This window comes from Methanocalculus pumilus, assembly GCF_055382585.1.
The window spans coordinates 212979-225703 of record NZ_AP042393.1; the positions used below are offsets into that span (position 1 = coordinate 212979).

The following is a 12725-nucleotide window of genomic DNA, read 5'->3' on the forward strand; positions in this document are numbered from 1 at the left end:
TCTGATCTCTCCTTTTAGAACCCGATTGCCTGGAGGAGGTACAGGATTCCCACGATCAACACTGCGACAACCGGAACAATAAACCGTGCCCTGATTCCGAGGAGTTCCGGTATTGTTTCTGCCGGGAAGACTCCTTTGTTTAGGACTGTCCTGTCAAGCCGGGGATAGAGCCTGGCGAAGATACCTGCGCCTATTACTATTCCGATCATCCCGACGAGTGCATCAAATGCACCGGAGCCAACAGCGGCTGCTGCGGTACCGGGGCAGTACCCGAGGATGGCGAAACCGGCACCAAAGATCAGGCCGCCTATGATGGTGGCTCCCACTGACCCCAGTTTTGTGTGGAGATGGACAAGTCCTGCTGCCTTCATCGCGTACACTCCGATCATCCCAACCAGAATCGCGGTCATCATCACCTTCACAACCGTGAAGTCGGTAAGAAGGAGCTGGCCGAGGATCACATCATAGCTGGCAACCCCTCCCTTCTGGAGGAGGAAGCCGAAGATGATCCCGAAGATAAGTCCGAGAAGAATCTGGGCTTTTGTATTGGATCTCAGTTCATCAAATGCCATATCTGCCACCTCAGAGGAATGCGAACCCATAGATCATCCCGGCAACAAGGATGCCGCCGATGAAGAAGAAGATCACCGCCACCCAGCTGGCAAGAGCGAGCTGGAGTGTGCCGGATATGCCGTGCCCCGAGGTGCAGCCGCCTGCCCACCGGGCGCCAAGCCCCATCAGGATGCCACCGAGGAGGGCAACTCCCGCCCTGAGCAGGGCATCTGTTCCGAATGCCCCTGCAAAGAGCGGCGGCACCGTCAGCAGGGAGAAGGTGCCGGAGATGTATGCGGAGATGAATCCCCCGATCACAATCCCGATCACAATAATCCACTGCCAGTCAATGGTTGGAGTGATCTTCTGGTAATATGCCATAGATTCGGCCTTCTCCCGTGAGATTGCCGTCTCCACCATACCGGCGGTCTTTGCATAGGCAGTCGATGCCCCGAGGGGCCGGTCTGAGAGGAGGAAGGTGAGCCATATAAGGATACCAATTCCTGCTCCGACGATATAGGGCGACCATGTCGCCGCTGTAAACCATTCTATCATTTTCATCACCTTTTCATTTCACCTTTAACGGAAACGGTGCAAACCCGGCCCGGCTGTATGCGGTATAGCCTCCGCCGAGGTTCATGACATGGCTGATATCATGCATCTTCAGGATGCTTGCGGCAATGCTCGCCCGCTGCCCGCCCCGGCACATGACGATGTACTGCTGGTCCTCCTTCAGCTCTGTAGAGCGGGTCCTGAGATCATGCCAGGGGATATGAATCGACTTTTCTGCATGTGCGAGATCCCATTCCTCCTGTGACCTTACATCGATTAAGGTCGCCTTGCCGCTTTGTACGAGCATATTCGCCTCTTCAGGCGAAATCACCGGCACCCGTGAGATCGGGAATGCCGCAGTTCCCCAGGCAAGCATCCCGCCTTCAAGGAATCCGCTGATGGTGTCAAACCCGACACGCCTCAGCTGGAGGGCGGCTTCCTCTGCCTGCTGCTTCCCCTCGATGACCAGAACAATCTCCTGATCCGGTGGGAGCACCCAGCCCGCCTGCGTGGCAAAGCTGCCGGAGAGATCGATATGCCAGGCGTTTGGGATATGCATACCAGAGAATGCGGGATAGCTCCGGACATCCAGCAGCAGTGCACCACCTTTGATCTTTTCGGAGAAATCTTTCGGTTCAATGGGGACAGGCTGCCTGAGTTTTCGCATCAATTCCGGCCCCTTCCTGTTGATCGCAGAACAGCGGGCGAAATGGTCCGGTGCTGCGGGCATGTCTGAAGTGAGTGCATTGATAAACTCCTCTTTTGTCTTAATCAGAAGGGCGTAATTGTACTTCTTCTCGTACCCGATCGTGCTCGTCCGCTTTGCCGCCATCGCCCGCCCGCAGAGAGACCCCATGCCGTGTGCGGGATAGACTTCAACCTCACCCGGAAGGGTCATGATCTTGGTATGCAGGTTTTCATAGAGGGAAGATGCGAGTTCCTCTGCCCGACCGGGGAAGAGATCCGGCCTCCCGACATCCCCGACAAAGAGGGTGTCGCCCGGGAAGAGGGCAACCGGTGTCTCGCCACGGGCGAGATCGGTGGCGATATAGGAGATATGCTCAGGGGTGTGGCCTGCGGTATCGATCACCGCAAACCTGATATCTTCAAGATCGATTCTATCGCCTTCGGCAACAGGGGTGTGTGGGAAGGCACAATTCCCTGATTTTGGTGCATAGATTGGAGCACCGGTCAGATCAGCGAGATCGAGATGGCCCGAGACAAAATCCGCATGCAGGTGCGTCTCGAGGATATGGGTGATCTTCAGGTTGTTCCGGGATGCATATTCGATGTAGCGTCCGATATCCCGTGACGGGTCGATGACGGCACATGCCTTGTTCCCGGCAACAATATAGGAGCTGTGGGCGATGCCGGGAGTAAAAAAATGCTGGATGATCATAGACGCTTCAACTCCTCTATGCGACGAAGAGGTAAATGAGTGTTGTGGCGATTACAATGAAGATTACTGTCATCACACTGCCGGCTTTGAGATAGTCCCTTGTATTGTATCCCCCCGGACCCATCAGGAGGGCGTTTACCTGGTGGGTCGGGAGGATGAAGGAGTTTGAGGCACAGACTGCCACGAGGAGTGCAAGGGCGGTCGGCTCGATCCCGGTCCCGGAACCGGTGAGCATCACGAGCGGCACCAGCAGGACGGTTGCGGCGACATTTGAAATGATCAGTGAGAGCACCGTCGCAAGCACAGCAACCGCTGCGAGGATCACAATCGGGTGGGTGCCGATGAGCGCTTCTGTAAGAGATCCGGCGATGAGAGCGGCTGCTCCGGACTTCTCCATCGCGATCCCAAGCGGAATCAGCCCTGCGATCAGAACGACCGTCTTCCATTCGATGGCCCGGTATGCCTCATCGATCGAGAGGACTCCAGTGATCACCATTCCCGCGGCACCGGTGAGGAGTGCGAGCGAGAGGGGGACCCCTGTCATGGTGAGGGCAAGCGCTCCGGCGAAGATAAAAACTGCGAGTGTGCCCTTGCTATGCCGCATCTCCTCGCCTTCGGGATGAGTGAGCAGGATCAGATCGCGGTTTCCGGCAAGAACGCGGAGTGTATCCCATGAGCCGAAGGCAACGATGGTGTCGCCGGCTGCAAACGGGATATCCGAGAAGTCGGCCCGGTTCTCAGTCTCCCCGCAGACATGGAGGATCGGCTCGATCGAGAACTGCTGCCGGAACCTGATCTCACGCGGGGTCTTCCCGATGATGGACGCCTTTGGCCGGACCGTCAGCTCCGCAAATCCATATCCTTCACCATCCAGTATCTCTTTCAGCCTGCTGTCGTCGATGGTGGGGATACAGCCTGAATCCTCGATAAACCTCTGGAAGTTCTCAGCAGATCCGAGGAATGCCAGCTCCTGAGAAGGCTCGAGACGGGTTGAGCGTGACGGGGCGACTGTGATATCCTTGTAGGTTCTGACCGCGAGGAGGTCGAGCCCGTACCTGATCTTGAAGAATGCCTCTTCACGGGTCTTCCCTACAAAGGGGGATTTTGGGGGGAGTGTGCAGGTCAGCACCGGGTGATCGATCCCCCAGATCTCTGCCACAGTCGGGCCGGCCGGACTCTCCTCTTTCTTCGGGAGGAGGGTGTTCCCAAAGAAGGCAAAGACTGCAACCCCGGCGATTAAAAGGGCAAGACCGATCGGGGTGACGGCGAAGAGGCCGAAGGGTTCTGCACCTGACTGCCTGAGAAGGTCGTTTAAGACGATCAGGGGGCCGGAGCCGATCATCGTGATGCTCCCACCGAGGATGGCGGCAAACCCCATCGGCATCATCAGCCGGGATACCGGGATCTTTGTCTGTCTGCTGATCCTTCTCATCGCCGGGAGGAAGAGGGCGGCTGCCCCGATATTCTGCATCACCGAGGAGAGGAGGCCGACTGTGATCCCGATCGTTGAGCTGACACGCCGCTCTTCTCTTCCGGCATACCGGACGATCGAGCGGGCCAGTCTGGAGGTGATACCGGTCCTCTCGATCCCATAGCCGAGGATCATCACCCCTGCCATCGCCATCACCGCATTTGAGGCAAAGCCTGATACCGCCTCCATTGGTGTGATGAGGCCGAGCCACGCAAGGGCAATTGCAGCGCCGATTGCGACGAGATCGATCCTGACACGGTCACTCACAAAGAGGATGATCGTGACAAGAAGGACAATCCCAACAAGCAGGATGCCGGTATCCATTGAGAACAACTGCTGATATGGTGGATAGAATAAAAAAGGTTGCCTCAGGAACGGGAGAGCCGGGCTGCGGTCAGGTGGCGTTTTAAGGTTTCTGCTGCTTCTTTATCTGAACCGAAACAGTCGAGGAGGGAACGGATCTGCTGGATCGTCTCGGGATGCAGTTCGTGCTCCATGAAACAGGCATCCTTCTCGGCAACAGATTCCGGCACTTTCAGGAGGAGAAGAAACTCCTTGAGGGTCTCATGGCGGAGATGAACCGATCTCCCGATCGCCTCGCCTTCCGGCAGGAGGACAACCCCTTCGTATCTCCGGTACTCGATTAAGCCGAAGGAGTGGAGTTTTCGGAACATCTCAACAACGGTTGAAGGCCTGACTCCGAGTTCATGGGCGACATCTTTTGTCCGGGCATATCCCTTGGTGCTTGTTACCCGATAGATTGCTTCGAGATAGTCTTCTGCCTTTCGTGAGAGGTTCTTCACACTACTTCCTCTGTTTCTGGGATGTATAGAATGTTCGCCTCCCTGGTGCCGGTGCTGCATATACAATAATCTCCTGAACTGATGATATATCTGGTATTTGGTTGATAAGTATGTCGCCCGAAAAGTATTCGGATTAAGCGTAAGAACCGGGATATAAACTCAAAAGGGAGAACGGAGAAGAGTGCCCGGTGGCTGGTGCATTCAGCATATCATATCGGGGCACCTGGATGAGGTTTTGGTAACCATTGGCTGAAGTGATGGTATTCCATTGAATAGCCCGGACAGCAGGGCCTCCGCAAGCCTTCGTCCGGGATGGTAAGATCTTCTTCTTTTCTTCACCTCCTGTCTGTTCTGTCCTGCGAACCCCCCTCAAATCCCCACTACTTCCCCATTTGCCGGGGACTGCGGGTCGCTATTCTAATCTCTGTAGTTTGGGAGAGATGAGGTGATCCCAAACATGATTGGTTTTTTCCCAAATCTCCGAATGATCAGTTGGTGAAACGCCTGCTCCCGAACGGGTGACCCATGCTTTCCTGAATCATCGTTTTGTGGCCCTTTCGATGGACATATATCCCACAATGCATGATAGAAAGGTATGGATCAGCCCGGAGACCGGAATCTCCAGATCGCCATTGTCCTCCTTGCCCTCCTCCTTGCCTCAGCAGCAGAGCTGATCTTTCATTCCGGATATGGCATTGTTTCGACCTATACTCATCTCTACTATATCATCATCATCGTATCTGCCTTCTTTTTCAGGTACTATGGGGTTCTCGCCGGGGGGTATCTTGCAGTTGTGCATCTCTACGCGGAGTTTGTGCTTACGGGAACGGTGACGACGGATGCAATTCTCCGTGCAGGTTCGTTCATCACTACCGGGATTCTCTCAGGGTATCTCTTCTCTGCATTTATCAGGGAAGAGCAGGTGAAGGAGGCACTTGAGGAGAGGATGTACCGGGTGCGGGCGATGATGGTGAGCGAGGACGATATCGTGAAGATGAGGAAGAGGGGCGATCTCCCTGCTCTTCTGAATGTCCTTGCACATGGCGAGCTGGATCAGCGCTATCTGGCAATCGATGCCCTCGGCCTCCTCCGCGATCCCCGTGCGATCGAACTCCTTGTTGAATCCCTGCAGAGCGATGCCTATTCGGGGCTTCGGTGGAAGGCGGCAGAAGCGCTTGCCCGGATAGGTACGCCTGCCGTAGGACCCCTGATCACGCTCCTTGATGATCCTGACGATGATGTCCGGTGGAAGGTCGCCATTGCCCTCGGCGAGATCGGGGATCCGCGGGCTGTTGCCCCACTGATCGCACGCCTCTCTGATCCCGATGCCTATGTCCGGAGCCGGGTTGCACTGGCACTCGGATCGATTGGGGATCCGGCGATCACCGGCCTTACCGAGTCTCTTTCATCCCCTGATCCGGCGATCAGGGCTGCTGTTGTTGTCGCTCTTGGGGAGATCGGATCAGATCAGGTGATCCCGCCTCTCATCGATGCTCTCTTTGATCCTGTCGATATGATCAGCCTCGAAGCTGCGATGTCGCTTGCAAAGATTGGATCTCCGGCCATCCCCCCGCTCCTGGAGACCCTCACATCTGCTTCTCCTGAGGATCGGCGTGCTCTTCTGCTTGAGCGGGGCCTTGCTGAAGCCATCACCGGGATCTTTGCGGATGCAGATTCCAACCAGCGTATGCAGCTTGCATCTTCTCTTGAAGAACTCGCAGATCCATCACTTCTTCCCTTCATCGAAGAGTTAGGGATGGTGGAATCGGAATAAATGGATTATACGTCCTTTTTTTGTTAAATATCCCTGATACTGGGTAACCTTTATTGGCTGGGGAATACCAGATCACTCCTGTGTACGGGAAATATGGGTACGAATTTTGCATCGAGAAGGATGACCTGAAAGTCTGTTTTTCAAAAGAGGACGATTGTCTCCGGTATCACCGCAACCTTGGGGGAACGGTTGTGGAGCGGATCATCGCCTCCGAATCCGGAACGGTGATCATAAACCCCGTTGAGCCTTTGAACCTGCCGGATGAGGTGACCCGTTTCCTTGAGATCCGGTTCGAGCCGATCGATATCGAGCCTGAGGCAACACGCAGGATTTATGTCACCTTTCCGATCGAGATCGCGGTCTTCCTCATGAAGAACGATGCGTACCGGTGCATCGATATCTTCTCAAGGATTCCGCAGAAGTACTCTCTCTATGGACCGACCGATTCCGGCGTGATCACCCGGTATCACTGGAGCGAGGTCTTACTCAGGCGCCCTGAACCGGATCCAAGCCTGTATGGAGTTGTTGAGCTGGATCTGATGAATTCGACAAAGAACTGGGTAGAGGTATCCCGGGTCGTCTTTGAGAACTATGGGATGAAGATCTACTATGATAACGATCTCGTCTCGATGAGTGCCGGAATGAAGATTGTCAAGCCGATGCTTGCCTATACCGCATTTGAGGATAAGCCAATCCGGACCGGTATGCAGAAGTCGATCGAGCTCTATTACTCGCGGAAGCTCGCAGGTGTTGATACACTGGCGTACTATGCGATGGATGAGGGGCTGGTATAGATGAGTAATGCCACTGATCTGGTAGAAAGTACCGATATTTCGGCTTTTAATATTCTTTCGAAACCTGTTCTGGGGGAGATCACCCTGTTCGACATCATCTGGGTCGCGATCATCGCCATTGCTGGTGTTATTATTGTGCGGATCGTCAGGATATGGCTGAAACGGAGTTTCGGTGAGAGGGTTTCAAAACCTGATCTCGATCTGATGATCACCCTCGTCTCATACTGTATCTATATTGTGGTGCTCCTCAGTATCCTCCCCTATCTCCACTTTGATCTCTCCGGCCTCTTTGTTGCAGGAGGTATCATCGCAGTCGCTGTTGCGTTTGCCACCCAGAATATCGTTGCAAACCTGGTATCTGGAATTTTCCTCCTCTTTGAGCGGCCGATCAAGATCGGGGACAATATCTCTATCGGATCGCTGACCGCGACAGTCCAGAAGATCCAGATCATGTCGACGATTGTCCGGACATATGATGGTATCTATGTCCGGGTTCCAAACTCCAAGATCTTCACAAGCGATATCACGAATCTGGTGATCCACCCGGCACGCCGGTTTGATTACACAATCGGTATACGGTATCAGGATGATGCGAAGAAGGCGATCGCAATCATCAAAGCGATGATCGAGAAAGAGCCGTATGCACTGAAAAGCCCCGGCCCGTCGGTCTATGTGGATAATCTCGATGATTCGAGTGTCAATATCGTGATAAAGATCTGGGCCCCCTCCCTCTACTGGTGGGGGCTCCGGACAGAGCTCCTCTGGAAGATCAAGGTTGAGCTTGAGAAGAACGGGATCCAGATACCCTTCCCGCAGCGGGAGCTCTGGTTTAATAATATCCTCAAGACCGATATGAAAGCAGTAAGAGGCTCCCCCCCGATAAAGGAGATTCCCTTCCAGGAGGTAGAGCCGGATACGAAGGTCGGCAAGCCGAAGCCCGGGGATACCTATGACTGGTAGGATGGCGATCCTTGCCCTGAAGAAGGCGGTCAGCGAGCCCGATCTTGCTGCCCGGCGATCAGCAGAGGAGGCACTTGCCGCTCTTGGCCCTGATGTGGTACCGGAGATCGTCTCTGCACTCGGGGAGGCGCCGCAGACGATGCGGTGGTACCTTGCACGTGCCATTGCCCGGATGGGTCTTCCTGCATTTGAGCCGGTGATCAAAGCGATCAGGAGTTCTGACGATCCCGAGGTACGGCGGTATCTGACCGCATCAATTGCTGCTATGGGTGAAGCGGCAATACCGCTCCTTGTTGGGCTGCTCGTAGATGACGAAGTCACAGTCCGGGGGGCAGCGGCACTGGCACTCTGCCGGATCGGTGAGCCTGCCATGCCTGCACTGAAAGAGGCATCTGAGGGGGACGATCCCTTCCTTCGGAACTCAGCCGGGCTCGTCCTCTTCAGGATGGGTGAAGAAGGGATACTAACACTTCTTTCAGAAGAAGAGCGGTAAAAAGAGCTATGGAGCTCCCGGCGATGTCACAAGCGATGGAAGCCTATCTTGCTTCCCTGAACCGTCAGCTTGAGGAGGCCCTCTCGATAGCTAAGGAGGCACGATCACAGGGTGTTGATCCGACAATAACCCCTGAGATCCCAATCGCAAGCGATCTCGCCGATCGGGTTGAAGCGCTCCTTGAGATCCCCGGTGTGGCGGCACGGATCCGTGAACTGGAATCGGGGATGTCCCGTGAGGAAGCAGCGCTTAAGATCGGGGATGATTTTGTTGCCCGGAAGTTTGGGGAGACATCGCGTGAGGAGGTGGTTGATCACGCGATCCGGTGTTCGATGGCTCTTTTAACAGAAGGTGTCGTCTCTGCCCCAAAGGAAGGGATTGCGAAGGTGGGGTTTGGCAAAAACGATGACGGTTCCGAGTACCTCAGGATCTATTATGCCGGACCGATCAGGTCAGCCGGTGGTACCGCACAGGCACTCTCGGTCCTTGTCGGCGATTATGTACGGCAGGCGCTTGGGATCAACCGGTATATCCCGCGCCAGAATGAGATCGAGCGATATATCGAGGAGATCAGGCAATACAATAATATCCTGAGCCTCCAGTATGCACCGACTGACGCAGAGCTTCGGCTGATCATCGGGAACTGCCCGGTCTGTATCGATGGCGAGCCGACCGAAAAAGAGGAGGTATCGGGGTACCGGAACCTTGAGCGGGTGGAGACGAATGCCGTCCGCGGCGGGATGGCGCTTGTTATTGCAGAAGGGCTCGCCCTGAAGGCCCCGAAAGTCCAGAAGAATGTCAGAAAGATGAAGATGAAGGGGTGGGAGTGGCTCGATCAGCTCGTCTCCGGCGCAAAATCAGGTGATGATGAGGTGGTGCAGGGGATCAAGCCCAAAGACAAGTTCATACAGGATACCATCGCCGGGAGGCCTGTCTTTGCCTACCCGATGCGGAAAGGAGGGTTCCGGCTCCGGCTTGGCCGTGCGAGAAATACCGGGCTTGCCGCGGGCGGACTTCATCCTGCAACGATGTACATCCTCGGAGAGTATCTCTCCCCCGGCACCCAGATGAAGGTGGAGCGTCCCGGAAAGGCGGCCGGGATCGTGCCGGTCGATTCGATCGAAGGGCCGACGGTCCGGCTCAGATCAGGAGAGGTTCGGCGGATCGATTCCGAGAAGGAGGCAAAGGCGGTTGCAAACGAGATCGAGTATATCCTTGATGTCGGTGAGATCTTAATCAGTTACGGGGAGTTTCTTGAGAATAACCATCCGCTGATCCCTCCCTCATACTGCGAGGAGTGGTGGCTCCAGGAGGGCGGCCCCCGGCATCCCGCAGATGAGATGGAGGCGATCAGTTTTGCACTGAATGGTGCATATCTTCATCCCGACTATACCTGGTATTTTGATGATCTCACTCATGAGCAGTTCTGCCGGCTCGCTGATCTGGTGGTGGAGCGTGGACGGATGGAAGATGGCGTACTGAGGGTCCGGTATGATCCCGAGGTAAAAGGGCTGATCGAGGAGACGCTTGTTCCACACATCGTGGAAGGGGATGAGATCGTTCTTCGTACCTGCTACTCATTCCTCGCCTGCCTCGGACTCGGCCTCGATCTCTCGCGCCGCCCCGGATGGGAGAGCCTGCCTGATTGCACAAACGGCCTTCCCTGTGCAGCTCACCTGAGCGGGTTCAAGCTCCGTTCAAAGGCAGGAACCCGGATCGGCGGCAGGATGGGCCGGCCCGGAAAATCCGCCCCAAGGAAGATGAAGACGGCACCGCATGCCCTCTTCCCGATCGGAAACGATGGCGGTGCCCGGCGTTCTTTCCAGGGTGCGGGCGCAAAGCGGCGGCAGGAGACGATGGGGGATGGGGATCTCTATATCGATATCGAGACGCAGGGGCAGATCTCAATCGAGGTGGGTGAGCGGCGGTGCACCGTCTGTGGCGAAAAAACCTTCTGGAACCAATGTCCCTGCGGCGGACATACATTGCCGGTCTTCCGTTGTGTTCACTGCAACAAGGAGGTGACAGATGGTGACCGCTGTCCCCGGTGCGATGCCCCCCTCACCTGCAACTTTGAGGTTGAGGTGAATATCAAAAAGGAGTATGAATCGGCGCTTACCACTCTCGGGATGGTTCAATCAGACCTGAAGCTCCTGAAGGGCGTAAAAGGGTTGATATCACGGGATCGTTCGGTTGAGCCGATCGAGAAGGGGATCCTCCGGGCGGTCCGGGATCTCTTCGTCTTCAAGGACGGAACCGTCCGCTACGATATGATCGATCTCCCCCTCACCCATTTCCGGCCCTCCGAGATCGGGGTGTCGCCTGAGAGGCTCCGTGAGCTTGGATACCTGAAGGATTATGAGGGGAGGGATCTGGTGGATAGCGAGCAGATCTGTGAGCTGAGACCGCAGGATATCCTCGTCTCAGAGGATTGCGGCGAGTATCTCCTGAAGGTGGCAGGGTTTATGGATGATCTCCTTGAGAAGGTGTACGGACTGCCCCGGTTCTATAATGCAGAGAAGCCTCAGGATCTCGTCGGCCAGCTCTTAATCGGGCTTGCTCCGCATACGAGTGCGGGTGTGCTTGCCCGGCTGATCGGATACTCGAAGGCACTTGTCGGGTATGCACACCCCTTCTTCCATGCGGCAAAACGGCGGAACTGTTTCCACGGCGATACCGAGATCGAGGTGTACGGGCAGTCCGGCTGGAAGAAGATGCCGATCCGGGAGTTTGTCATTGAGAACTTCGACATCTCGCAGCCGGGATGCGACCGGCTCGGGACCTTCTATTCAGATCCGGCATCCCCCCACATGTTGATCGCAGTGGATACAAACGGAAACCAGAAGATGCGGAAGGTCACCTCGGTCTCGGTACACCGTGCCCCGGCACATCTCATCCTCTTTGAGACAGAACGGGGGAAAAAGCTCGCGGTAACGCCTGATCATGCGATGGTGGTCTGGGATTGTGCATATCTCAAAAAGATACGGGCACTTGAGGTGAAGCCGGGGGCACGGGTGCCGGTGCTGGAAGGGGGAATGGTGATTGCTGATACGATCAAATCTGCTGATCCTGTCCCCTGCCTTGATGACCGGGTGTACTGTCTGACGGTGGCAGATGATCACACCCTCCATGCAAACGGGATCTTCTGCGGCCAGTGCGATGGTGATGAGGACTGCGTGATGCTGCTTCTGGATGGCTTAATCAACTTCTCGCGGTCGTTTCTGCCGGAGACACGGGGCGGCTCGATGGATGCACCGCTTGTGCTGACGAGCCGGATCGATCCAAGCGAGGTTGATAAGGAGACGCTGAACGTGGATCTGATGAGCCGCTACCCGCTCTCTGTGTACGAGGCCTGCCTCACCTACACGGCACCAAAGGAGCTTGAGGGCGTGGTGGATCACGTGGAGAACCGGATCGGCACCCCCGGCCAGTATGAAGGGTTCTCGTTCACCCATGATACGACCGATATCTCGGCAGGGCCCGCCACAACGATGTATACGCGGCTTGGGTCGATGGTAGATAAGCTGGATGCGGAACTTCTCCTTGCGAGAATGATCCGGGCCGTGGATGAGGATGATCTCGCAGAGCGTGTCCTGACGACGCATTTTATCCGCGATATGATCGGGAACTTAAATGCCTTCTCAAAACAGGGGTTCCGGTGCGCCCGGTGTGGGTCGAAGTTCCGGCGGATGCCGCTTGCCGGGAAATGCCGGTGCGGGAACAAGATCATCGCCACCGTCTCGGAAGGATCGGTGAAGAAATACCTGGCGGCATCGCTCTCGATCTGCGAGCAGTTTAAGGTCTCCGAGTACACAAAGCAGCGGATTGCCGTGATCGACGCCTCGATCAACTCGACATTCGGGGAAGAGCAGAAGCTCCAGCTGGGGCTTGCGGATTTTATGTAGTTGCTAGCGGTTTTTATGTAGA

At 55.7% G+C, this 12725-nt stretch carries 10 protein-coding genes; 5 read left to right on the forward strand and 5 right to left on the reverse strand.

Going from position 1 to position 12725, the window contains the following annotated elements; translation table 11 throughout:
* Positions 1-14: 14 nt before the first annotated feature.
* The 5 genes from ACZ44I_RS01070 to ACZ44I_RS01090 are packed head-to-tail and all read right to left on the reverse strand — an operon-like array spanning position 15 to position 4777.
* Positions 15-602 carry a DUF6691 family protein gene (locus tag ACZ44I_RS01070; protein ID WP_464549503.1) on the reverse strand — a complete coding sequence of 196 codons (588 nt, stop codon included), beginning with the start codon at positions 600-602 and terminating at the stop codon, positions 15-17.
* On the reverse strand, positions 583-1107 hold the full coding sequence (locus tag ACZ44I_RS01075; protein WP_464549501.1) for a YeeE/YedE thiosulfate transporter family protein: 525 nt from the start codon (positions 1105-1107) through the stop codon (positions 583-585). Before ACZ44I_RS01075 ends, ACZ44I_RS01070 begins: the two co-directional genes overlap by 20 nt.
* A 13-nt stretch (positions 1108-1120) precedes the next feature.
* A complete protein-coding gene (locus ACZ44I_RS01080; RefSeq protein WP_464549499.1) occupies positions 1121-2503 on the reverse strand; it encodes an MBL fold metallo-hydrolase in 1383 nt (460 codons plus the stop codon).
* A gap of 16 nt (positions 2504-2519) precedes the next feature.
* Positions 2520-4298, reverse strand: a complete 1779-nt coding sequence (locus ACZ44I_RS01085; RefSeq protein ID WP_464549497.1) for an SLC13 family permease — start codon at positions 4296-4298, stop codon at positions 2520-2522.
* A gap of 44 nt (positions 4299-4342) precedes the next feature.
* Positions 4343-4777, reverse strand: coding sequence for a metal-dependent transcriptional regulator (locus tag ACZ44I_RS01090; protein ID WP_464549495.1), 435 nt, complete (start codon positions 4775-4777; stop codon positions 4343-4345).
* Between the two features lie 595 nt (positions 4778-5372).
* Between ACZ44I_RS01090 and ACZ44I_RS01095 the strand changes: the two genes are divergently transcribed.
* The 5 genes from ACZ44I_RS01095 to ACZ44I_RS01115 all read left to right on the forward strand — a co-directional run bounded on the left by ACZ44I_RS01095 (position 5373) and on the right by ACZ44I_RS01115 (position 12703).
* The gene (locus ACZ44I_RS01095) at positions 5373-6551 is read left to right on the forward strand and encodes a HEAT repeat domain-containing protein (RefSeq protein ID WP_464549493.1); all 1179 of its coding nucleotides are present in this window, start codon (positions 5373-5375) and stop codon (positions 6549-6551) included.
* An 80-nt stretch (positions 6552-6631) separates the two neighbouring features.
* Positions 6632-7345: a DUF432 domain-containing protein gene (locus tag ACZ44I_RS01100; protein ID WP_464549491.1), complete on the forward strand. Its 714-nt coding sequence runs from the start codon at positions 6632-6634 to the stop codon at positions 7343-7345.
* Positions 7346-8305, forward strand: coding sequence for a mechanosensitive ion channel family protein (locus ACZ44I_RS01105; RefSeq protein WP_464549489.1), 960 nt, complete (start codon positions 7346-7348; stop codon positions 8303-8305).
* Entirely contained in the window at positions 8295-8798 is a 504-nt protein-coding gene (locus ACZ44I_RS01110) for a HEAT repeat domain-containing protein (protein WP_464549487.1), read from the forward strand. Before ACZ44I_RS01105 ends, ACZ44I_RS01110 begins: the two co-directional genes overlap by 11 nt.
* A gap of 23 nt (positions 8799-8821) precedes the next feature.
* The gene (locus ACZ44I_RS01115) at positions 8822-12703 is read left to right on the forward strand and encodes a DNA-directed DNA polymerase II large subunit (protein WP_464549485.1); all 3882 of its coding nucleotides are present in this window, start codon (positions 8822-8824) and stop codon (positions 12701-12703) included.
* Positions 12704-12725: the final 22 nt, after the last annotated feature.